We start from the raw sequence: 22323 nt of genomic DNA on the forward strand, positions 1-22323 counted from the left end.
TTACCGGTTATCGCCAACGCCGGGCAACACCGCCGGGAGTCCTTCGGCCTCCAGTCGTGAGCTAAAGCTTCCTCCTACAAGATGGTGTGGCAACGTTGGTGGAGAAAGTCGCTAAGGGAGGGCGAGTTATAACTTCTTGACCATCCAAGCTCTTTCAGTGTGGCTCAAAATTGGCCCGATGGCTGATCAATGTGAGTAATCAGGAAACGTTTTCCAGCGCTCCTTACGCCTGCAGGAAGTCACGGGGAAGCTTCATCATCTGCCGCCACAGCTTCTCGACCCCCGGCTTATGGACCAGCGAGCAGCGGTAGAGGCGTATCTCCAACGGCACATCCCACTTGTCGTCACCGGCCCGAACCAGGCGGCCGTTCTTGAGTTCATCGCGAATACAGAAATCGGGTATCCAGGCCAGGCCGACGCCCTGCAACACCATGCCCTTGAGCCCCTCGGCCATGGCCGTTTCATAGATGGTACGCAGACGCAGGCGCAAGGGGTCGTTCTTCAGCAACATACGCACGCTGCGGCCGAGGAACGCACCCTGGGTATAGGAGAGATACGGAATCGGGTCCTGGCTGTCGAGGCTGAAGCGTGGCTTGCCCCGTTTATCCGGCAGGCTCACTGGCAGCATATTGACCTGGCCGATAGAGAAAGAAGGGAAGACTCCGGCATCGAGTTGCATGGTCGCATACTGGTCGTGATAGGCGAGCATCAGGTCGCAGTTGCCTTCACGCAGTACATGAATCGCCTCCCCCACGTTCATGGCCACCAGCCGCGTCGGTAACTCACCCAGGCCTTCCTGCAGGCGGGATATCCACTCGGGATAGAAGCTCAGGGCCAGGGAATGGGCGGCAACGATATCCAGGGCTTCGCGTGCCATGGAAACACCGCGCAGGTGGCCCAGGCATTCATTGAGCTGTTCGACGAGGTTGCGCGCTGTCACCAGAAACAACTGCCCTTCCGGGGTCAGGTTGATTGGCGTGGTGGAGCGATCAACCAAGGTGACTCCGACCGCCTGTTCCAATGAACGGATTCGGCGACTGAACGCTGGTTGGGTGACATGCCGCTGGCGAGCGGAGGCGGAAAAACTACGGGTGCTGGCCAGGGCAACGAAATCTTCCAGCCATTTGGTCTCGAGGTTCACCGCAACTCCCGATGACGACATTGACAATAGACATTGATGAAAACCACCGATGGCGGAGTGCAGGCAAGCCATGTGGGCGTTTCAGGCAGGCCCTAATGTAACCCAGTCACAAGCCTAACCCAAGGCGACATGGAGCAAGTTGTTACTGTATTGGCGCGGTCAGGTAGGCGGCTCGCGAGATAAGCTTTTGCCAGAGTGGCCGGCGCTGTAATTCGTCATGGCTGATTCGACGGCAATCGGCAAAATCCCTTTCAAGCATAAGGCGAACCTCGCCCGCGAAGCGGCGATCGGGGATGAACGCTGTGATCTCGAAATTGAGGCGAAACGAACGATTGTCCAGGTTGACAGTCCCCACGGCCGCGGCACTGTCATCGATCAGGATCACCTTCTGATGCAGGAAACCAGGCTGGTAACGATAGACCTTGACCCCGGCTCGCACCATGTCGGGCAGGAACGAAAACGCCGACAAGTAGATCAGCAGGTGGTCTGGACGTTCGGGAATCATGATGCGGACGTCGACTCCGCGCATAGCGGCCAGGCGCAAGGCATCCTGCACCCCCTGGTCGGGGACGAAATAGGGACTGGTCACCCAAAGACGTTCGTTAGCACTATGGATGGCATGCTGTACCAACAGGCTGGCGGTTTCCTGACGATCCGCCGGCCCGGAAGGCACGATGACGACATTCTGGCACTCCTCGCAGGTGACGCGGGGCTCCCATGTCAAATTGATGACCGTGCCAGTGGCCCAGTGCCAGTCTTCCCAGAAGGCCTCCTGCAGCCCTAACACGCTGGGTCCGGTTAGCTTGAGATGCGTATCGCGCCAGGGTCCGTGCCGGGGATGTTCGCCAAGGTATTCGACACCAACATTGAAGCCCCCCAACCAGCCCTCGCACCCATCCACCACCAGTACCTTGCGATGATTGCGAAAATTAAGTTGAAAGCGATGTTTGAAGCCGCGCGAGGATCGAAAGGCACTGACCTCGACACCGGCATCGCTCAGGTCGCGAAGATAGCCCTCGGAGAGATTTCGGCTGCCTACTTCATCGAACAGGAAATAGACACGTACCCCGCGTTCGGCCGCCTGCTGCAGGCGATCTTTGAGCTTGAGACCCAAGGCATCATTGCGAACGATGAAAAACTGAACCAGGAGGTACTCCTCCGCCGCATCGATGCCCGCAAATAGACTGGCGAAGGTGGCGTCCCCGTCGATCAGCAGTTCAGCTTGATTACCGCTGGTGAGCGGCATCAACGCCAACTTCTCCACAGCACGAACGTCGGGGTTGCGGGCGTCCGCCAGGAAGGGTTCGAGCCGCTCACGATAGTTGGCCAGGACCCTGCGAAGCACGGTGTCACGCTCGCCTCGAGCCGACACATAACCGTAGAAGCGGGGACGGCCGAAGATCCAGTAGGCTGGGACCGCAAGGTAGGGAATTGTCACCAGAGAGATGATCCAGGCAACGGCCCCCTGGGAGGTTCGACTGGACAGCAGGGCCAGGACTGCCGAGAAAAACCCCAGCAGGTGCACCAGAAATATTGCCAGGCCGAAAAACCAGGATGTCATATCCTCTCCCTGAAAAAACAGCGCCCTACAGCATACCTCAGACGACAGCGGCCCCGCCAGTTGGCGGGGCCGCTGAGCAGAACCATTTGAATAGCGAGGAGCGCCGGGGGCAGGCCGAAGAGGAGGTCATTTGGATGGCAAATGTAGCGCCCAAGGATGGGTTTACATCGCCTCCTCGCAGGACTTCACCCGGCTAAGCACGAGCTTCTTTAGCTTCGTTTACGCTCGCTCGGCGATGATCGCCTTCCACTTGGCAGGGCCGGTCTGATGCACCGAGGAACCCTGGCTGTCGACCGCAACGGTAACCGGCATGTCCTCCACTTCGAATTCGTAGATCGCCTCCATGCCCAGATCCTGGAAGCCCACCACACGGGACTTCTTGATGGCCTGTGCCACCAGGTAGGCTGAGCCACCCACGGCCATCAGGTAGACCGCCTTGTTGTCGCGGATGGCTTCGATGGCTGCTGGCCCACGCTCGGCCTTGCCGACCATGCCAAGCAGCCCCGTCTCTTCCAGCATGGTACGAGTGAACTTATCCATGCGTGTTGCCGTGGTCGGCCCGGCCGGACCAACGACCTCGTCACGCACCGGATCCACCGGTCCCACGTAGTAGATGAAGCGTCCTTTCAGGTCGACCGGCAGGCTTTCGCCCTTCGCCAGCATCTCGACCATGCGCTTATGAGCGGCGTCACGGCCGGTAAGCAGCTTGCCATTGAGCAACAAGGTGTCACCGGGTTGCCAGGTCAGCACGTCATTCGGGGTCACGGTGTCGAGGTCGACACGCTTGACGTTGTCGCCGGCCTCGCGGGTGATTTCCGGCCAATCCTCGAGTTTCGGCACCGGCAGTGCCGCGGGACCAGAGCCGTTGAGCGTGAAGTGTGCATGCCGAGTCGCGGCGCAGTTGGGAATGATCGCTACCGGCTTGTTGGCGGCATGAGTCGGGTAATCCTTCACCTTGATATCGAGCACGGTGGTCAGTCCACCGAGACCCTGCGCCCCAATACCGCTCTTGTTGACCTTGTCGAACAACTCGAGGCGCAGCTCTTCGGCACGGTTGGAAGCACCACGAGCCTGCAACTCCTGGATATCAATGGGATCCAGCAGCGCCTCCTTGGCAATCTCCATGGCCTTCTCGGCGGTACCGCCGATGCCGATGCCCAGCATGCCGGGCGGGCACCAGCCGGCCCCCATCTTAGGAAGCTGCTCCATGACCCAGTCAACCACGCTGTCGGAGGGGTTGAGCATGGCAAACTTGGACTTCGCCTCGCTGCCGCCTCCCTTGGCTGCGACATACACGTCGACGCTGTCGCCAGACACGATCTTGTGGTGGATGATGGCCGGTGTATTGTCACCGGTATTCTTGCGCGCCCCGTCCGGGTCGGCGAGCACAGAGGCACGCAGCACGTTGTCGGGGAGCTGGTAGGCACGGCGCACGCCTTCGTTGATCATGTCATCGAGGCTCATGTCAGCTTCCCAGCGTACGTTCATACCGACATGGACGAAGACCGTCACGATCCCGGTATCCTGGCAGATAGGCCGGTGGCCGGTGGCACACATCCGTGAATTGATCAGGATCTGGGCGATGGCATCCTTGGCCGCGGGATTCTCTTCCCGTTCATAGGCCGCCGCCATGGCGTCGATGAAGTCCTTGGGATGATAGTAGGAGATGTATTGCAGGGCATCGGCGACGCTCTGGATCAAGTCATCCTGGCGGATCACGGTCATGAACTAGGCACTCCTCGGCATTGTCGGGCAGGCATGGCACTACCTATCGATGGCCATGACAGACTGAAGTGGTGACGGATTATAGCGTATCCTGCCCTCCTCTACAGTGTTCTGCCGCCAAGGTCTAAGGGCGCATTAGACCCATGAAAGATAACGGTATAATACGTGGGCTTATGCTTATCTGCATGGCTATCGGCCAGGGGATGTGGAAGGCTATCTCAGACGGCGTGGCTTCCATCATCAAAGGCGATTTCACGATAAGGCAACAAGGCTACCCGTGGATTGGCGTCACGAGCGCAGCAGACTATCTGCGCTGGACTAACCCAGCGCCAGCTGACGCTCCTTGAGTTCATGCAGCCGGTCTCGTAACCGTGCCGCTTCCTCGAATTCCAGGTTCTGAGCCGCTTCGAACATGGCGTCCTCCGTGCGGGAGACTTCCTTGAACAACTCTCCCGGTGACAGGGCGTTGAGATCATAGATCGCAGCACCTTCGGCTACCTGACGATCACCGCGCTTGCGGCCGCCCTTCTTGCCCGGCGTCCGGGCGGTTTCCATGATGTCGGCCACCGAGCGCGTTATCGTGGTGGGGGTAATGCCGTGGGTCGCATTGTGCTCGATCTGCTTGGCCCTGCGCCGCTCGGTTTCTTCCATGGCACGACGCATCGAATCGGTCAGCCGATCCCCGTAGAGAATCGCCTTGCCATGGGCGTTACGCGCCGCCCGCCCGATGGTCTGAATCAACGAGCGTTCGTTGCGCAGGAAACCTTCTTTGTCGGCGTCGAGGATCGCCACCAGAGAAACTTCGGGGATGTCGAGGCCCTCGCGCAACAGGTTGATGCCCACCAGCACGTCGAACTTGCCCAGGCGCAGGTCGCGAATGATCTCGACACGCTCAACGGTGTCTATATCGGAATGCAGGTAGCGCACGCGCACGCCGTGCTCGTCGAGGTACTCCGTGAGGTCTTCCGACATGCGTTTGGTCAGGGTGGTGACCAGCACCCGCTCGCCAACATCGGTGCGCAACCTTATCTCGGAAAGCAGGTCATCCACCTGCGTCGTCGCCGGGCGAACCTCGAGCTCCGGGTCGAGCAGTCCGGTTGGGCGCACGACCTGCTCGACGAGCTGGCCGGCGTGTGCCGCCTCGTAGGGCCCGGGTGTCGCCGAAACGAAGATGGTTTGGGGTGAGATTCGCTCCCACTCTTCGAATTTCATCGGTCGATTGTCCAGCGCTGAAGGCAGGCGGAAGCCGTACTCCACCAGCGTCTCCTTGCGTGACCGGTCGCCCTTGTACATGCCGCCAACCTGGGGAACGCTGACGTGGGACTCGTCGATGAACAACAGCGCGTCCGCCGGCAGATAGTCGAAGAAGGTTGGGGGCGGTTCGCCCGGTGCCCGTCCGGACAGGTAGCGCGAGTAGTTCTCGATGCCATTGCAATAACCCAGCTCATGCATCATTTCCAGGTCGTAGAGGGTGCGCTGCTCCAGCCGCTGCGCTTCCACCAGCCTATCGTGCTTGCGCAACCACTCGAGGCGCTCGACCAGTTCGATCTTGATCCGGTCCGCCGCCGCGACGATGGTCTCCCGCGGTGTCACGTAGTGGCTCTTGGGGTAGATGGTCATACGCGGCACCTTGCCGCGCACCTCGCCGGTCAGCGGGTCGAAAAGACGGATCGAGTCGATCTCGTCGTCAAACAGTTCCACACGCACCGCCTCCTCGTCGGAATCGGCCGGATAGATATCGATGACATCGCCGCGCACACGGTAGGTGCCGCGCTTGAAGTCCATGTCGTTACGGGTGTACTGAAGCTCTGCCAGTCGGCGCAGGAAGGAACGCTGATCGATCAGCTCGCCACGTGTGAAATGCAGTCGCATCTTGAGGTACTGGTCAGGATCGCCCAGGCCGTAGATCGCCGATACCGAGACCACGATCAGCGCATCGCGTCGTTCCAGCAAGGCTTTGGTAGCGGACAGCCGCATCTGCTCAATGTGCTCGTTGATCGAGGCATCCTTCTCGATGAAGGTATCCGACGATGGCACATAGGCCTCGGGCTGATAGTAATCGTAATAGGAGACGAAGTACTCGATGGCGTTGTCGGGGAAAAACGACTTGAATTCACCGTAGAGCTGGGCCGCCAGGGTCTTGTTAGGTGCCATGACGATGGTCGGGCGCTGCAACCGCTCTACCACATTGGCCATGGTGAAAGTCTTGCCCGAGCCGGTGACTCCCAGCAGCGTCTGGTGCGCCAGCCCCGACTCCAGCCCGCTGATCAGGCTCTCGATGGCCGCCGGCTGGTCACCGGCCGGCTGGAAGTTAGACTGAAGGCGAAAGGGCTTGCTCATGCCGGCTCCGGAATACGCCGGGCGCCGAGCTGGCGCCAGGGTGTGACAATATCGGACTGCCGATCACTCACGACTCGGCAATATCGGCAGTGCGAGTGGTAACTTCCACCGTTGAACGGGTGATCAGGCGATGGATGGGGCACTTGTGGCTGATTTCCTCGAGCCGCGCGCGCTGCTCTGGATCGTCGATACCGTGGAACGTCATCACCACTTCGAGTCGGTAGGTCCCCTTCGGTTCCTCGCTGTCATCCCGATTGACCGTGACGCTGACACCCTCCAACGGCCACTTCTTGCGCTTAGCGTACATCTGGGCGGTTATCGCCTTGCAGGCGCCGAGCGACAGGTCGAAATAGTCATGGGGGTCCGGAGCGCCGCCCTCACCGCCGAAGGCCTTGGGGACGTCGACAAAGACATCCTCGAAGCCTTCCATTTCGGCCCGCTGACGAAAGGTGCTGTTGCGCTCACTGATGATTTCAATGGTCTTTTTCATGAACCGGCCTCGACTGGGTTACTCGACTTCGATGGGAAGCTTGAGCGTTAGCACGGCCTTGATCAGGGCCTCCCGGGAGACGCGCCCCTGCACGTCAGCCCCATGGCGGCCGACCTCGGCCGACTCGACGCCATCCAGCATCATCAGTACCGTGGTGATACGGTTGACCTGATCGGCGTTCTCCACGCCGCGAAAGCTCAGCGATTGCTGTGCCATATAGGACTCCTGACTCGGCGGGTGAGATGGCAGACATTGGATAGACGAGTTTAGCATGCTACCTACCGACCGACAGCCGGTTGCAATTTCCTGCCTTTGCCCGCATACCCTAGGTATCACAACCATCCTCTTCCCGACATGACGCAGCTGGAGCCACAGGCAATGAGTGACTGGATTACCGCCCTGGAGTGGCAGCGCAAGAGTGAGGACCGGGTCGACTTCGACACTCCAGACCCGGCCCGACTGGCACTGGATGCCACCGTCATCACCCCGCTCGTCCATCTGGGCGTGCTCGACGTCATTGGCCCAGGCGCAGGCAAGTTCCTCCAGGGCCAGACCAGTGCCCAGGTTGACCTGGCCAATGGCGACTTCGCTCCTTTGACCTGCTTCTGTACCGCTAAGGGACGGATGCTGGCCAATGCCCAGCTGTTGCGAATCGCCGCCGATCACTATCGTCTGATACTGCATCGTGGCCTGGTCGAACCGCTACGCTCACATCTCACTAAATTCGCCCCCTTCTACAAGTCCGAGCTCAAGGTACGCAACGACCTCGCCCTGCTCGGACTGATCGGCAAGGAGGCAGCGCCCCTGGCCGAGGTAAATTTCGACCTGCTGCCCCCAGCGCTCTGGCGCCAGGCAGGCGATGTCGAACGTCAGCTCCTGGGACACCCCGGTCCGCAGCCCCGACTGCTGGCGTGTGTTCCCATCGAGGCAGTTGGGGAGACCGTCTCTCGCCTGACCCCACAGGCGAGCCTTGTCGGCAATGCCGTCTGGTGTCTCCATGATATTCAAGCCGGGCTCGCCTGGCTGACGCCCGCCCACCAGGACGCCCTGCTGCCACAGATGATCAACTGGGAAGCACTAGGTGGCATCAGCTTCAAGAAGGGGTGCTATACCGGACAGGAGGTGGTAGCGCGCGCCCATTTTCGCGGCCAGGTCAAGAAGCGGCTGGCACGGGCCCAACTGGAGGGAGACAAGTTGCCGGTGCTCGGCACGCCGCTGCTCGACGGGAACGGTAAGTCCCAGGGCGAGGTACTGGCCGCTGAAATGGATGCCTACGGCCAGCCCGAGATACTGGCCGTGACCAGCACCAGAGAGGATATCGGACCACTGAGCGTCGATGGTCAGCCAGTCAAGCTGATGAAGCTGCCCTACCCGATCGAGCGGCTCGACCCCGAAAGCCTGGCCTTGGCAAGCGTCCAGGACAGCAACTAGAACAAGCAACTAGAACAAGCAACTAGAACAAGCAACTAGAACAAGCCCTCAGGAAAGACCAAACACCCGCCTGGCTGTCGCCGTGCTCTGCACGGCGACAGCCTCCGGCGCCACGCCGCGCAGTTTCGCTACCATCTCGCAGACCTGGCCGATCCGTGCCGGTTCGTTACGCTGCCCCTGATGGCCGCACAACGGCATGTCCGGACTATCGGTCTCCAGCACGAAGCCATCCTCGGGCAGGCTCCTGACCGCTCGCCACAGGCGCTGCGCGCGTTCATAGGTGACGGCACCACCCAGCCCCACCACGAAACCGAGATCGAGGAATTTCCAGGCTTGGTCTGGCGAGCCGGCAAACGCATGAATCAGGCCGCCGGCAGGCAGATCGAGCTGTCGCAACCGCTGAGAGAGCTTGTCGTTGGCATGAACGCAGTGGGTCACCACCGGCAAATGGCGCGACTTGGCCAGGTGAAGCTGGGCGTTGAACAGCGTCCACTGGTCGTCCAGGATCTCCTCGAAGCGGGCATCGATCCCGCACTCTCCTAGCACCCTCACCTCGGGGTGCTCATCCAGGGCCTGCGCCAACGCCTCGACATCCTCTACCCTATGCTGGTTCATGAAATAGGGGTGCAGGCCCAGACTGATGCTGACATCGTCTCGCTTGCCCAGCGCCAAAACGGCGGGCCAGCGCTCGCGGGTGGTTCCCGGCACCATGAAGTGGCCGACCCCGGCTTGTAGGGCCCGTTCGAACATCGCCTCACGGTCGTCGTCGAAGTCGGGAAAATCGAGATGGCAGTGAGCGTCGATCAGCATCCCAGCTCTCCTTGTTCACTCGACGTTGGCACGTGCCTCATTCCTGATTCGTTGGCGCACTCGCCAGCCAGCGCCTGGGCACGGTTGCGACTAGTGCTCCCGAGTCGCGGCGAAGCGGACCTCCGGCCAGCGCTCCTGGGTCATCTGCAGATTGACACGTGTAGGAGCAATGTAGGTCAGATAGCCGCCGCCATCTATCGCCAGGTTGGCACTCGCCTTGCGCTTGAATTCCTCAAGCATCTTGGCATCTTCGCAATAAACCCAGCGTGCGGTCTGCACGTTGACCGGCTGGTAGACGCAGTCGACCTTGTACTCCTCCTTGAGGCGATGAGCCACCACGTCGAACTGCAGGGTACCCACGGCGCCAAGGATGAGGTCATTGTTGTCCAGCGGCTGGAACAACTGGGTGGCGCCCTCCTCCGACAGCTGCTGCAAGCCCTTCTGCAGGGCCTTTAGCTTGAGCGGATCCTTGAGCTGTACGCGCTTGAAAAGCTCCGGGGCAAAGTGCGGAATGCCGGTAAAGCGCATGTCCTCACCGACGGTGAAGGTGTCGCCAATCTGGATGGTGCCATGATTGTGCAGGCCGATGATGTCGCCAGGCCAGGCCTCTTCGACCTGGGTACGATCGGAGGCCATAAAGGTCAGCGCATCGGCAATCTTGACGTCCTTCTTGATACGTACATGGCGCATCTTCATGTTCTTTTCGTACTTGCCGGAACAGACCCTCAGGAAGGCAATACGGTCACGATGATTGGGATCCATGTTGGCCTGGATCTTGAACACGAAGCCGGTGAATCTAGTGTCAGCCGCCTCCACGCTGCGGGTATCGGTCTCCCGTGGCTGGGGTGGCGGCGCATGCTCGACGAAGCCATCCATCATCTCCCGCACGCCAAAATTGCCCATGGCGGTACCGAAGTAGACCGGGGTCAGCTCACCGCGCAGATAGGCAGCGTGATCGAACGCGTGTGACGCTCCACGCACCAGCTCCACCTCCATGCGCAGCTCCTCGGCCAGATCCTCGCCGAGTACCGTATCAACCTCGGGATTATCGAGCCCCTCGATTCGCCTGTCCTCTGGGATCCGGCTCCCCTGACCCTGGGTGTAGAGATGGACCACATCGTTGTAAAGGTGGTAGACCCCCTTGAAGTTGCGCCCCATGCCGATTGGCCAGGTCATGGGCGCACACTGGATATCGAGCACCTTCTCGACCTCGTCCATGACCTCCACGGGGTCTCGAGTCTCGCGGTCCATCTTGTTGACAAAGGTAAGAATCGGCGTGGTGCGAAGGCGACACACCTCCATCAGCTTGATGGTACGGGCCTCGACGCCCTTGGCCCCGTCAATCACCATCAGCGCGGAGTCCACCGCCGTGAGGGTACGGTAGGTGTCTTCGGAGAAGTCCTCATGGCCCGGAGTATCGAGCAGGTTGACGATACGCCCCCCGTAGGGGAACTGCATGACCGAGGTGGTCACCGATATGCCCCGCTCCTGCTCCATCTTCATCCAGTCAGAAGTGGCATGCCGGTCGTTGCGCTTGCTCTTCACCGAACCGGCGAGCTGGATGGCATTGCCGAACAACAGCATCTTCTCGGTGATGGTGGTCTTACCCGCATCGGGGTGCGAGATGATTGCGAAAGTTCTGCGCAGCCCGACTTCCCGGGCCAGAGTGGAGGAGTCCGCCATGAAGTTGCGTATCGCCGTTTGTGCGATGCCGGCCGTGGCCGACACCCGAAGTGAATGGAGAGATGACGCCATTCTAAGCCTTTGCGGGCGGCAGTTGTAGGGTTAGGCTCGCCGGCCACGGCCACGGCCACGGCGACGGCCGGCGCTGGATCCCCCCCCGCTCTGCTCCATTACCGACGGCAGTGTCACATGGGCGCTCAAGTGCGGGAAGAGGTCGTGTCGATGGGGAATCGCCATGGCGGCCACGAAGTGCTCCTGGAAGCGTGGTTCGGTGGCGGTCTCGACTTTTTGCACGCGGCGCACCACTTCCTCGATTTCGCGGCGCGCCCTGCGGCTGAGCAGCGCGATGCGCGCCCCCGTGCCGGCGGCATTACCAGCCGAGTTGACGTGCTCAAGATCACAGTCGGGGATCAGGCCCAGGATCATGGCGTACTTGACGTCAATGTGAGCACCGAAGGCTCCGGCGAGACGAATGCACTCAACGTGCTGGGTGCCGAATTGCTCCATCAACAGGCGGATGCCGGCGTAGAGCGCGGCCTTGGCCAACTGGACAGCACGGATATCGTTCTGGGTGATGGCCAGGGTGCGGTTGTCGTCGCGGTGCAGGATGTAGGAGAAGGTGCGTCCGTCGGCCACGACCCGCTCGCTGCGCTCGGCCAGGCTGCCCTGCACGACACCGTCCTGGTTGATAATGCCGGCCAGGTACATCTCGGCGATGACCTCGATGATGCCCGAGCCGCAGATGCCGGTGACCCCGTAGGGCGCCACGCCCTCGTCGAACCCCGGCTCGTCGGACCACAGCTCGCCGCCGATCACCTTGTAGCGCGGCTCGAGCGTCAGCGGGTTGATGCGCACCCGTTCGATGGCGCCGGCGGCCGCTCGCTGCCCGCCGCTGATCTGAGCACCCTCGAAGGCCGGACCGGTGGGACTGGAGCAGGCCAGCAGGCGATGGCGGTTGCCCAGCACGATCTCCGCGTTGGTGCCCACGTCCACCAGCAGCATCAACTCCTCGCCCAGGTAGGGCGTCTCGGAGAGGATCATGCCTGCGGTGTCTGCCCCCACGTGCCCGGCGATGCACGGCAGGCCATAGACCCGTGCGTTGGGGTGGATGACAAGGTCCAACTCAGTGGCCCACAGCCCATCGATAGCTTCGTCGGTGGCCAGGGCAAAGGGCGCCCCACCAAGCTCCACCGGATTGATCCCGAACACCAGGCTCTGCATGATCGGATTGCCGACGAAGGTGGCCTCGAGAATGGCATCCACGCGTACGTCCGCCTCGGTGGCCATCTCCACGATGAGCGCGTTCAGGGCGTCGCGCACCGAGCGCGTCATGGTCAGCTCCCCGCCAGGGTTCATCATGATATAGGAGACCCGGCTCATCAGGTCCTCGCCGTAGCGGATCTGCGGGTTCATGCGCCCCGAGGAGGCGACCACTGCGCCGGTCTGCAGGTTGCACAGGTGGGCGGCGATGGTCGTGGAGCCAACGTCCACCGCTATGCCATAGACCTGCTCCTGGAAACCCGGCCACACACCGATAATGCGCCGATCGTCGTAGACTGCAACGGTCACGCCCCAGCCACCCTGTCGCAGGGCCGCCTGCAGTTGCTGAACGACGCGGATGTCGTTTTCAAGTTCACTCAGCTGCCATTCATGGGCCAGGGCGTCCTTGAGGCGACGCAGGTCGGACGCGGGGGCATGCAGGTCCGGTGCCTGCACCTCCACGTAGTAGAGACGCACGATGGGGTCGAGCTCGATATCGAGCGCCTCGGCGCGTTTACGCACGATCTGCCGGTGCACCTGGCTCGAGACGGGCACGTCGATTACGGCGTCGCCGAGCAGCCGGGTCGAGCAGCTCAGCCGGCGACCATCACACAGCGGTCCACGACGCGTCTCCCATGCCTGCTCGGTGTCGCTCTTGGCGGTGAGGTGATCCAGCCACGACTCGACCCCGTGCTTGGAGAAGCGGCCCTCGCAGAGGTCTACCTGGCAGCGGCCGCACAGACCGCGACCGCCGCACACCGAATCGATGTCGACCCCCAATGCGCGGGCGGCTTCCAGCACCGGCGTGCCCACCGGAAAGTGCCCACGGCGACCGGAAGGCGTAAAGACTACGAGCGCATCGTCAGCATCCGGCATGTGGGCCACCGTCCGTTAGAGGTTCATTCAGGGGCGAAGCGCCTCGTGCGAGGCGCTTCGGTCATTCGTTGTCATTGGTCATGCGACAATCCAGCCTCAGTTGATGGCCCGACGACGGCGGGTCTGGCGCCGCCCCCGCCCCTCGGTACCGTCCGCGCCCAACGCCGGGGGCTCGCGGAACTTCTGAATCCAGCGCATGCAGTCGGGGTCGTGACCCATCATCACGTCGGCACCCATGATCGCGGTAATGATCTCGCTGTGCAGCGGGTTGGTGATCGCCGAGGTCATCCCCGAGGCGATGGCCATGCTCATGAACGCGCCATTGATGCCGTTTCGGTTAGGCAGGCCAAAGCTGACGTTGGAGGCCCCGCAGGTGGTGTTGACCTTGAGCTCCTTCTGCAGCCGGTGGCACAGAGCAAACACCTGACGGCCCGCCGAGCCCACGGCACCGATCGGCATCACCAGCGGGTCAACCACCACGTCACAGGTGGGAATGCCGTGGTCGGCGGCGCGCTCGACGATCTTCTTGGCAATAGAGAAGCGCACGTCCGGGTCCTGGGAGATGCCCGTCTCGTCGTTGCTGATCGCCACCACCGCCGCACCATGCTTCTTGACCAGCGGCAACACCGCCTCGAGGCTATCGTCCTCGCCAGTGACAGAATTCACCAGCGCCTTGCCCTTGTAGACGGAAAGGCCCGACGCCAGCGCCTTGATGATCGATGAGTCAATGCACAACGGCACGTCGGTCAGCGACTGCACCAGCTCGATGGTCTGGGCCAGGATGGCCGGCTCGTCGGCAAGCGGAATGCCGGCGTTGACATCCAGCATGTGCGCGCCATGTGCCAACTGGTCCTCCACGTCCTTTACCACGCGGGAGAAGTCGCCAGCGGCCATTTCCGCGGCCAGTTGCTTGCGCCCGGTGGGATTGATGCGCTCGCCGATGACCACGAAGGGCCGTTCGAAGCCGAGCACGACCTCCTTCTTGTGTGAGCTGATGACGGTGTCTGTCATGGGACTTCCTCAATAGTGGTGTCTTTCTCAATAGTGGTGTCTTGTTGTTGCCGTCTATCGTTGCCATCACGACAGACGTGATTTGGATGAGCGGCCAACTCACGCACCACGCGCAGCCAGGAGGAGGTGTTTTTAAGGCGAAAATCCACTGGCTGCTGCACCACCTGGATGCGATCGCCATACTTCATCCGACGACTGCCTTCCCACGCCTCGACCCAGACACAGCGCATGTGCGGCTTGACTTCGCAGTGCCCGTTGACGTGCACGCCGCCGCAGGGTCCATTGCGCAGGTTCTTCGGGCAGTTCATGGGGCACGACATACCGGTGGCGGAGAGCGTGCACTTACCGCACATCTGACAATCGAATAGAAACCCTTTGACGTGTTTCTCGATGGCTTTGACCAGCACTTCGGCCCGCGCATAGCCAATCCGACGCCACAAGGGGTGGAGCCTCACCATGGGCGGTTCGAAGCCGCGGTACGCATTCTCGAATAGCCGGGCGTGGCGTACCACCCAGCGCCTCACCTTGTACATTTTTACCCTCCTTGCCCGCCGTGACTCGCGCATGGCAGCGGTCATGCTCATTGTTGTTGTCGTGCGGCCGCTGTCGCTGCGCTCACTCAGGCGGGACAAGCCAGCCCCTTCTGTCGCACCAGCCGCTTGAGAGCCTCATCGTCGAAGCGGGCCTCGATGCGCGCCGCTTCGGCTTCCGCCTCTGCCTGCAAGTCGTCGCCGCACTCGCGCGGCGCGCCGCGCTGCCAGTCCGCCATGTACGCCTCCGAACCGCCCTTGCCGGCACGCATGGCCGCACGATCGATGGCGTGCTGGAAGCGCGGCGACAGCAGCACCTTGGCGCTCTTGCGCCCCTGCTTGACGATCACCTGAGCGGGGATGCCCCGCCAACTGACGATGGTCAATGCGGCCATGTGACGTCCTCGCTGATCGGTACACTCGTCTCGTCGTCCGACTCCACCAGACGCACCAACGCAGTTTCCAGTCCGCCATAGCCGGTGTGCCGCCCCTCAAAGGGCAGCCCCAGCCGTTGCGCCGCCCGGCGCGCCTTGGCCTCGAGGGCGGGGTCGCAACGCTGCGACAGATAGACCAGCCGGCGATAGTGGGCAAAATATTGGCTGGCCAGTTGGGGATGGCGCTCGATGCCCAGTTCCTGAATCACCAGCCGATCGAAGTGGCGCACCAGGAAGTCAGTCAGATAAAAGGTGCCCGGCTCCTGGTCGCCCAGCGCTGCCATCACCGCTTCCCCGGCATAGATGTCATAGCAGTGCGCCCCCGGCAGCCGTTCGGCACCATGGGCCGTCAGCACAGCATCCAGCCGCCCGCCGGTCCCGCAGTCGCCATAGGCAACAAGAATGCGCGTATCATCCGGCACCTTTGCCAACTTGTTGCTCACCGCCACAGGGATGCGTTCCGGACGGTTATGAAGGTCCGCCGGCAGACACTCCAGACGCACGTCGCGCCAGCCATTGGCAGCGATCAAGGCCTGGATCTCCCTGCCCAGGGCCCCGCAGGCGATGATCAGCACGGATGACATGGGCAGGCCTCCAGGCGTCAGGCGGCGCGACGCTGGGAAATGAGTTCCTTGGCCATGTCGACCGCCACCCCGGCATCGCGACAGTAGGCATCCGCTCCGATCGCCTTGCCGAACTCCTCATTGAGCGGGGCGCCACCGACCATGACGATAACGTCATCACGCAGCCCCTTTTCGACCAGGGTATCGATGACGACTTTCATGTAAGGCATGGTGGTGGTCAGCAGCGCCGACATGCCGAGAATATCCGGCTTGTGCTCCTCCAATGCTTCGAGGTAGGTCTCCACCGGAATATTGATACCGATATCGATCACCTCGAAACCAGCCCCCTCCATCATCATCGACACCAGGTTCTTGCCGATGTCGTGAATGTCGCCCTTGACGGTACCGATCACGATCTTGCCGATGGTCTGGGAGCCAGATGCTACCAACAGAGGACGCAGCACTTCCATGCCCCCTTTCATCGCATTGGCCGCCATCAACACCTCTGGAACAAAGAGGATGCCATCGCGGAAATCGACGCCGACGATAGCCATTCCACCGACCAGCGCCTCATCGAGTACCCGGCTGGCACTCCAGCCACGCGCCAAGAGGATATCAGTGCCTTCTACCACCTCCTCGCGTAGACCATTGTAAAGATCGTCGTGCATCTGCTCGACCAGCTCATCATCCGGCAGGTCGTTGAGATCGAAGTCTTCGTCTTCATTGTACGGTTCTGTCATGGCGCTCCGCTCCCGATATGTCACCCCTACCCGGCAAGAGTGATGGTTACGAGAGCAGAGTAGGCGCACTGCGTGAAAGCCACATCCATGCAAGCGACGCATCCATGCCGAGAAACGTCATGCCGAATATTCGGAAAGATCCTTAAAAGGGCCTTTAAAGAACATTGATTTAAATCATATTTTACAACCATCGACTCCTCCCTTCCCGGTCGCAGCAACGACGCTTTGCGTCGTCTCCAGACATGCACCAAAGCACGGTCGGAGTACATTGCCTGGCAGAACACAACAACAACCAAGTCAGTGAGGGTAGCCATGCCCGCAATGAGCGAAGGGAAGAACATCTACGTTCTCAAGGCAAGCTGCCGAGGCGCCATCGGTACCGTATCTCGCCTCAGCACCTACCTGGCCCAGCGCCAATGCTACATCATGGAACTGGCGCAGTTCGATGAGATCGACACGGGCAACTTCTATGTCCGATGCGTCTTTTCCACAACGCCGGGTACCACGCCGCCGCTGGAAGAACTCAAGGATGAGTTTGGTCATGGCGTCGCCGAACGTGACGCCATGAAGTGGGAAATGCACGACACCCTCACCCCGAAAAAGGTGCTGATCATGGTGTCGAAATTCGACCACTGCCTGGACGATCTTCTGTACCGCCAGCGCACGGGGGAAATCAAGATGGAGATTCCTGCCATTATCTCCAATCATCCCGATCTCCAGCGATTGGCCGACTGGTATGAGATTCCCTTCTATCATCTGCCCGTCAGCCCGGAGTCCAAGCACGATCAAGAAAGAAAACTGCTGGAAATCATCGAGAAAACCGGGGCCAACCTGGTCGTTCTGGCCCGCTATATGCAGATTCTTTCTTCGAATTTTTGCGAGGAGCTGACGGGACGAGCCATCAATATTCACCACTCCTTCCTGCCCGGCTTCAAGGGCGCCAAGCCGTATCACCAGGCCTTCGAGCGGGGCGTCAAGCTGATCGGCGCTACGGCCCACTACGTCACCACCGACCTGGATGAAGGCCCGATTATCGAGCAGGTCGTCGAGCGTGTGGATCACACCTACAGCCCGGCGCAACTGGCCGCCGTGGGACGCGACGCCGAAAACATGGCCTTGTCACGCGCCGTGCGGTACCACCTGGAACATCGCGTCTTCACCAACGGCAACAAAACCGTCGTATTCCGTTGACGGAAGGATAAGGAGACCAACATGACCGTTCCCACTAATCGCCGCCGCACCCGCGCAAGCGGCCGCCGAAGGAGCCAAGGCGGCACCCAGGCCGCGGCACCGCCCTATGCCACCCGACAGATCCCCCACTACGAGGTACTCGAAGAAGAGGGGCTGGCAATCATCGAGCACAATGCCGACACCATCCTCGAGGAGGTGGGAATCGACTTTCGAGACGACGAAGAGGTCCTGCAGATCTGGCGCGATGCCGGGGCTGATGTACAGGGCGAACGAGTGCGCATCCCCCGCGGCCTGTGCCGCCGGCTGATCCAAGACAACGCCCCGCGCCAGTTCACCCAGCAGGCACGCAACCCGGCACGCAACGTCGAGATAGGCGGCCCGCACACTGTCTACGTACCCGCTTACGGCTGTCCCTTCGTGTACGACATCGATCAGGGTCGTCGCTACGGCACGCTCGAGGACTTTCAGAATTTCGTCAAGCTGGCCTTTCTGTCGCCGAGCCTACACCACTCGGGCGGCACCATCTGTGAGCCAGTCGACTTACCGGTCAACAAGCGCCACTTCGATATGATCTACAGCCACATGAAGTACTCTGACAAATGCTTCATGGGCTCGGTGACACACCCAGACCGCGCCCGGGACACGGTGGAAATGGCCAAGATACTGTTCGGCGATCGCTGGATGGATCCCGAGACCGGAAAGCCGCGCACCTGCGTGATCAGCCTGATCAATGCCAACTCGCCGATGACCTTCGATGACACCATGCTGGGTGCCGCCAAGGTCTACGCCCGTGCCAACCAGGCGTGCATTATCACCCCCTTCATCCTGGCCGGCGCCATGTCGCCGGTGACCGTGGCCGGCACCGCCGCTCAGACCCTGGCCGAAGCCATGGCCGGAATGGCCTTCATCCAACTGGTCAGTCAGGGCGCACCGGTGGTGATGGGCAGCTTTGCCAGCTCCATGTCGATGCAGTCCGGCGCGCCCACCTTCGGTACGCCGGAGCCAGCGCTGGTGCTCTACGTAATGGCCAATCTGGCTCGCCGGCTCGGCGTGCCCTTCCGCTCCGGCGGCTCGCTGACCGCCTCTAAGCTCCCCGACGCCCAGGCCGCTAGCGAAAGTGCCAACACCTTGCTGCCTACCACTCTGGGAGGGGTCAACTTCGCCCTGCATTCGGCCGGCTGGCTCGAGGGCGGGCTGGCCATGGGCTACGAGAAGTTCATCATGGACGCCGACCAGACCGGCATGATGCAAACCCTGCTCAAGGGCGTCGACCTGTCGGACAACGGCCAGGCCATGGACGCAATTCGCGAGGTCGGCCCCGGCAAGCACTTCCTGGGCTGCACGCACACCCAGGCCAACTTCAAGGATGCCTTCTACCTCTCGCCGATCAGTGACAACAACAGCTTCGAGCAGTGGGACGCGGATGGCCGGCTGGACATGGCCCAGCGAGCCAACGTGCGCTGGAAAAAACAACTCGCCGAATACGAAGCGCCAGCTCTGGACCCGGTGATCGATGATGCCCTACTGGACTACATGGCCACGCGTAAGGCCGGCTTTGCCGATTCCAACATCTGATTACCCACGACGCCGACCGGTCCCACCAAGTCGGCCGACCTAAAGGCTGGAGACCCTACCCCCTTGGTGATGACAAGGGCCCCGCCGACCTGATCGATACCATCACCGCCGGCGGTGACTACCGGGATCCGAATTAGAAATCGACGACCACATTGCCCTTGGGCGTACTGCAGCATGAAAGAATATAGCCTTCGGCGACATCCTCATCGGTAATACCGCCGTTGTGCTCCATTGCCACCTCGCCGGAAGCCAGCGGCACCCGGCAGGTGCCACAGATGCCCATGCCGCAGGCTTTAGGTATGTGCAGTCCCAGCCTGGCCGCTGCCGAGTGCACTGTTTCTCCGGGCGGAATCCGTACGCTCTTGCCGGTGGCACGGAACTCGACGAGGACCTTGTCAGCCGCTTCGATCGCGTCGGCGGCATGCTCAGCTTGCTCCGCCAGTTCCATCACCTCTTCCCGCACATCCAGTGGCGTGGCACCGAAGGACTCCTCGTGATAACGGCTCATGTCGAAGTCGTTGTCGCGCAGCAGTTGTTTAATCGCCTTCATATAAGGCGTGGGGCCGCAGCAGAATATTTCCCGCTCGAGGAAGTCCGGCACCATCAGCGCCAACATGGCGGGGGTGAGAAAGCCGCGAAACCCCGCCCAGGGCAACCCCAGCTCATCACTGCGCTCACAGACGAGATGCAGCTTGAACTCGGGGATACGCGAGAAGATATGTTCGAGTTCTCGATGATAGATGATGTCACCGGGAGTGCGTGCGCTGTGCACGAATTCCAGGTTGACCATGGCGTTGGTATCAAAGAACCAGCGGGCCATGGACATCAGCGGCGTGATGCCCACACCGCCGGAAAGCATCAGGACCTTATCTGCCGGGTGGTCGATGGCATTGAAGTTTCCCACCGGCCCATGTACGGCAAGCTCATCATTGATCGAAAGATTATCGTGCAGCCAATTGGAGACCTTGCCGCCGGGAATCCGCTTCACGGTGATCGAGAAGCTGTAGGGCACCGATGGCGAACTGGAAATGGTGTAGGAGCGCATGATCGATTCACCATCGATCTCCAGCTCCAGCGTCACGAACTGTCCCGGCTTGAAGAAGAACAGCACCGGCTGCTCTGCCATGAAGCAGAAGGTACGCACATCCCAGGTCTCCTGAATCACCTTGACGCAGCGCACCAGGTGACGGCCGTTGGTCCATGTCTGGGTAGTGACAGGATTGAGAAAGTTCATTGTCATATTTCGTCTCGCCAAGGGTAAGCAAGGAGGTCAGGGCCAGCCGTTGAATGGCTAGAGCGTTGTTTGAGGGCATTTTGAGGGCTGGGTGACGCCCCCCATTGTTCTGCCAGCGACATCGACTTGCCTGAAGGGGTCAGACGAGCAAGCCATTGGCCAGGCCAAGGTCGTAACCACGCCTGTCGACGTCGCTGCAAGGCATGGACCCGTCTCGACGCTAGACCACACTCTGCTTGCCTCCGATGGTTCCGCAAGGTCTCGGATGACGCGAACCTCGTTCCAGCCCGTCAAAAAGGATGCCCTTGATGTCCACTGCCACTCCCTCGCCGCTCGACGACCCGCTATCTGCCATTCGTCACGATGTGGCCTTTCGTCTTGACAACCGCCAGCCCGGCTTCTCGCTGGCACAGCCGTTCTACAACGATGGTGGAATCTTCGCCCTCGACATGGAGACGATCTTCGAGAAGGAGTGGCTGTTTGCCGGCATGAGCTGCGAGATACCGGCCAAGGGGAATTACCTTACCCTCGACGTGGGCAACAACCCCGTCATCATCATCCGCGGTGCCGAGGGTGCCATTCACGCGTTTCACAATGTCTGTCGCCATCGCGGCTCGAGGCTCTGCACCCAGGCGCGCGGCAAGGTGGCCAAACTGGTCTGCCCCTACCATCAGTGGACCTATGAGCTCGACGGCCGGTTACTGTTCGCCGGTAGCGACATGGGGGACGACTTCGACCTCGCCGAGTATGGGCTGCGCCCCATCGCCGCAGAGAGCGCCGGCGGCTTCCTCTTCATCTGCCTTGCCGACGCCCCTCCCCCCATCGACGATTTCCTGGCGAGTCTGTCGCGCTATGTGGCGCCCCATGGCCTGGATAATGCCAAGGTCGCAGTGGAGTCCACCATCGTCGAGCAGGCGAACTGGAAACTCGTGATCGAGAACAATCGCGAGTGCTATCACTGTAACGGCGCCCACCCGGAGCTGCTCAACTCGCTGCAGGAGTTCGACGATACCGACGACCCCCGTGCAACCGACGCCTACAAGGCTCTGGTCGCCAGGAAACAGGACGATTGGGATGCGCTGGATACACCCTGGGAGCTGCAGCGCTACGGCCGCCAGAATCGCTTGACCCGCACCCCCCTGCTCGAAGGGCGCGTCTCCATGACCATGGACGGCAAACAGGGCTGCAAGCGGCTGCTCGGCGAGCTGAACGAACCCGACATGGGCTCGCTGCGCATCCTGCACCTGCCCAACTCCTGGAACCACGTCATGGGCGATCACGCGGTAGTCTTCCGCGTCATGCCTCTGGGACCACAGCAGACCGTGGTGACGACCAAGTGGCTGGTGCACAAGGACGCGGTGGAGGGTGTGGACTACGACCCCACGGCACTGCGTCGCGTGTGGGATGCCACCAACGACCAGGACCGGAGACTAGCCGAAGAGAACCAGCGCGGCATCAACTCGAAGGCCTACTCACCCGGGCCCTACTCGCCCACCTACGAGTTCGGCGTCATCGACTTCATCGACTGGTACTGCGAGCGACTTCAGGAACATCTCGGCCAGGCCGCACCGAGCCTTCAGATAGTACGTGGCTGATCTGAACGCCAAACCCGACGGGACCCGCCTCTGCGCGGGTCCCGTCGTTCCACACTCTTTCGTATCCGTCGATGCCTTCCAGGCATAACCAGTCATTTGCAGCGGACTGCTCCTGGCGATGAGCGTGTACACC

At 61.3% G+C, this 22323-nt stretch carries 19 protein-coding genes; 4 read left to right on the top strand and 15 right to left on the bottom strand.

The annotated features are described in order from the left end of the window. Positions 1-223 precede the first annotated feature (223 nt). The 6 genes from DU490_RS09020 to DU490_RS09045 form a co-directional block, all read right to left on the bottom strand. Positions 224-1141 (bottom strand): LysR family transcriptional regulator, encoded by a 918-nt coding sequence (locus tag DU490_RS09020; protein ID WP_114573975.1) that lies wholly within the window; start codon positions 1139-1141, stop codon positions 224-226. Between the two features lie 142 nt (positions 1142-1283). After that, the gene (cls, locus tag DU490_RS09025) at positions 1284-2702 is read right to left on the bottom strand and encodes a cardiolipin synthase (RefSeq protein WP_114573976.1); all 1419 of its coding nucleotides are present in this window, start codon (positions 2700-2702) and stop codon (positions 1284-1286) included. Positions 2703-2921: 219 nt separating this feature from the next. After that, on the bottom strand, positions 2922-4427 hold the full coding sequence (locus DU490_RS09030) for a fumarate hydratase (RefSeq protein WP_114573977.1): 1506 nt from the start codon (positions 4425-4427) through the stop codon (positions 2922-2924). Positions 4428-4745: 318 nt separating this feature from the next. After that, positions 4746-6767 (bottom strand): excinuclease ABC subunit UvrB, encoded by a 2022-nt coding sequence (gene uvrB, locus DU490_RS09035; RefSeq protein ID WP_114573978.1) that lies wholly within the window; start codon positions 6765-6767, stop codon positions 4746-4748. A gap of 67 nt (positions 6768-6834) precedes the next feature. Continuing rightward, entirely contained in the window at positions 6835-7257 is a 423-nt protein-coding gene (locus DU490_RS09040; protein ID WP_114573979.1) for an OsmC family protein, read from the bottom strand. Between the two features lie 18 nt (positions 7258-7275). Then, positions 7276-7473, bottom strand: coding sequence for a hypothetical protein (locus tag DU490_RS09045; protein WP_114573980.1), 198 nt, complete (start codon positions 7471-7473; stop codon positions 7276-7278). 162 nt (positions 7474-7635) lie between these two features. Here DU490_RS09045 and DU490_RS09050 point away from each other — a divergent pair, with 162 nt between their 5' ends. Next, complete coding sequence (locus DU490_RS09050) at positions 7636-8688, top strand: folate-binding protein YgfZ (RefSeq protein ID WP_114573981.1); 1053 nt, start codon at positions 7636-7638, stop codon at positions 8686-8688. 48 nt (positions 8689-8736) lie between these two features. Here the strand turns inward: DU490_RS09050 and DU490_RS09055 are convergent, their stop codons facing one another. The 8 genes from DU490_RS09055 to DU490_RS09090 form a co-directional block, all read right to left on the bottom strand. Further along, positions 8737-9498 (bottom strand): TatD family hydrolase, encoded by a 762-nt coding sequence (locus tag DU490_RS09055; RefSeq protein ID WP_114573982.1) that lies wholly within the window; start codon positions 9496-9498, stop codon positions 8737-8739. A gap of 90 nt (positions 9499-9588) precedes the next feature. After that, positions 9589-11181, bottom strand: coding sequence for a peptide chain release factor 3 (locus DU490_RS09060; RefSeq protein ID WP_114573983.1), 1593 nt, complete (start codon positions 11179-11181; stop codon positions 9589-9591). Between the two features lie 102 nt (positions 11182-11283). Next, a complete protein-coding gene (locus DU490_RS09065; protein WP_114573984.1) occupies positions 11284-13317 on the bottom strand; it encodes an ASKHA domain-containing protein in 2034 nt (677 codons plus the stop codon). 96 nt (positions 13318-13413) lie between these two features. Continuing rightward, a complete protein-coding gene (locus tag DU490_RS09070) occupies positions 13414-14328 on the bottom strand; it encodes a dihydropteroate synthase (protein ID WP_114573985.1) in 915 nt (304 codons plus the stop codon). Continuing rightward, positions 14325-14861: a methylenetetrahydrofolate reductase C-terminal domain-containing protein gene (locus DU490_RS09075; protein WP_114573986.1), complete on the bottom strand. Its 537-nt coding sequence runs from the start codon at positions 14859-14861 to the stop codon at positions 14325-14327. Before DU490_RS09075 ends, DU490_RS09070 begins: the two co-directional genes overlap by 4 nt. An 86-nt stretch (positions 14862-14947) precedes the next feature. After that, positions 14948-15253: a virulence factor gene (locus tag DU490_RS09080; protein WP_114573987.1), complete on the bottom strand. Its 306-nt coding sequence runs from the start codon at positions 15251-15253 to the stop codon at positions 14948-14950. After that, the gene (locus DU490_RS09085; protein WP_114573988.1) at positions 15241-15876 is read right to left on the bottom strand and encodes a DUF1638 domain-containing protein; all 636 of its coding nucleotides are present in this window, start codon (positions 15874-15876) and stop codon (positions 15241-15243) included. The genes DU490_RS09080 and DU490_RS09085 overlap by 13 nt, the downstream gene beginning before the upstream one ends. 17 nt (positions 15877-15893) lie before the next feature. After that, positions 15894-16595 (bottom strand): corrinoid protein, encoded by a 702-nt coding sequence (locus DU490_RS09090; RefSeq protein ID WP_114573989.1) that lies wholly within the window; start codon positions 16593-16595, stop codon positions 15894-15896. A 312-nt stretch (positions 16596-16907) separates the two neighbouring features. Here DU490_RS09090 and purU point away from each other — a divergent pair, with 312 nt between their 5' ends. Together purU and DU490_RS09100 are read left to right on the top strand one after the other, a co-directional pair. Beyond that, on the top strand, positions 16908-17786 hold the full coding sequence (purU, locus tag DU490_RS09095; protein WP_114573990.1) for a formyltetrahydrofolate deformylase: 879 nt from the start codon (positions 16908-16910) through the stop codon (positions 17784-17786). Between the two features lie 21 nt (positions 17787-17807). Then, positions 17808-19361 carry a trimethylamine methyltransferase family protein gene (locus tag DU490_RS09100; protein WP_114573991.1) on the top strand — a complete coding sequence of 518 codons (1554 nt, stop codon included), beginning with the start codon at positions 17808-17810 and terminating at the stop codon, positions 19359-19361. A gap of 133 nt (positions 19362-19494) precedes the next feature. On the opposite strand, the gene DU490_RS09105 is transcribed toward DU490_RS09100, so the two are convergent. After that, a complete protein-coding gene (locus DU490_RS09105) occupies positions 19495-20601 on the bottom strand; it encodes a hybrid-cluster NAD(P)-dependent oxidoreductase (RefSeq protein ID WP_114573992.1) in 1107 nt (368 codons plus the stop codon). A gap of 302 nt (positions 20602-20903) precedes the next feature. Here DU490_RS09105 and DU490_RS09110 point away from each other — a divergent pair, with 302 nt between their 5' ends. Continuing rightward, the gene (locus DU490_RS09110; protein ID WP_114573993.1) at positions 20904-22190 is read left to right on the top strand and encodes an SRPBCC family protein; all 1287 of its coding nucleotides are present in this window, start codon (positions 20904-20906) and stop codon (positions 22188-22190) included. Positions 22191-22323 lie beyond the last annotated feature (133 nt).

The organism is Halomonas sp. DQ26W (assembly GCF_003339685.1).
Lineage (GTDB): Bacteria > Pseudomonadota > Gammaproteobacteria > Pseudomonadales > Halomonadaceae > Halomonas.

Bases quoted from the DNA above. Each gene is read 5' to 3' on its own strand.
- cls (WP_114573976.1), bottom strand. From the start codon at position 2,702: ATGACATCCTGGTTTTTCGGCCTGGCAATATTTCTGGTGCACCTGCTG.
- DU490_RS09030 (WP_114573977.1), bottom strand. From the start codon at position 4,427: ATGACCGTGATCCGCCAGGATGACTTGATCCAGAGCGTCGCCGATGCC.
- uvrB (WP_114573978.1), bottom strand. From the start codon at position 6,767: ATGAGCAAGCCCTTTCGCCTTCAGTCTAACTTCCAGCCGGCCGGTGAC.
- DU490_RS09040 (WP_114573979.1), bottom strand. From the start codon at position 7,257: ATGAAAAAGACCATTGAAATCATCAGTGAGCGCAACAGCACCTTTCGT.
- DU490_RS09045 (WP_114573980.1), bottom strand. From the start codon at position 7,473: ATGGCACAGCAATCGCTGAGCTTTCGCGGCGTGGAGAACGCCGATCAG.
- DU490_RS09050 (WP_114573981.1), top strand. From the start codon at position 7,636: ATGAGTGACTGGATTACCGCCCTGGAGTGGCAGCGCAAGAGTGAGGAC.
- DU490_RS09055 (WP_114573982.1), bottom strand. From the start codon at position 9,498: ATGCTGATCGACGCTCACTGCCATCTCGATTTTCCCGACTTCGACGAC.
- DU490_RS09060 (WP_114573983.1), bottom strand. From the start codon at position 11,181: ATGGCGGACTCCTCCACTCTGGCCCGGGAAGTCGGGCTGCGCAGAACT.
- DU490_RS09065 (WP_114573984.1), bottom strand. From the start codon at position 13,317: ATGCCGGATGCTGACGATGCGCTCGTAGTCTTTACGCCTTCCGGTCGC.
- DU490_RS09070 (WP_114573985.1), bottom strand. From the start codon at position 14,328: ATGACAGACACCGTCATCAGCTCACACAAGAAGGAGGTCGTGCTCGGC.
- DU490_RS09075 (WP_114573986.1), bottom strand. From the start codon at position 14,861: ATGTACAAGGTGAGGCGCTGGGTGGTACGCCACGCCCGGCTATTCGAG.
- DU490_RS09080 (WP_114573987.1), bottom strand. From the start codon at position 15,253: ATGGCCGCATTGACCATCGTCAGTTGGCGGGGCATCCCCGCTCAGGTG.
- DU490_RS09085 (WP_114573988.1), bottom strand. From the start codon at position 15,876: ATGTCATCCGTGCTGATCATCGCCTGCGGGGCCCTGGGCAGGGAGATC.
- DU490_RS09090 (WP_114573989.1), bottom strand. From the start codon at position 16,595: ATGACAGAACCGTACAATGAAGACGAAGACTTCGATCTCAACGACCTG.
- purU (WP_114573990.1), top strand. From the start codon at position 16,908: ATGCCCGCAATGAGCGAAGGGAAGAACATCTACGTTCTCAAGGCAAGC.
- DU490_RS09100 (WP_114573991.1), top strand. From the start codon at position 17,808: ATGACCGTTCCCACTAATCGCCGCCGCACCCGCGCAAGCGGCCGCCGA.
- DU490_RS09105 (WP_114573992.1), bottom strand. From the start codon at position 20,601: ATGACAATGAACTTTCTCAATCCTGTCACTACCCAGACATGGACCAAC.
- DU490_RS09110 (WP_114573993.1), top strand. From the start codon at position 20,904: ATGTCCACTGCCACTCCCTCGCCGCTCGACGACCCGCTATCTGCCATT.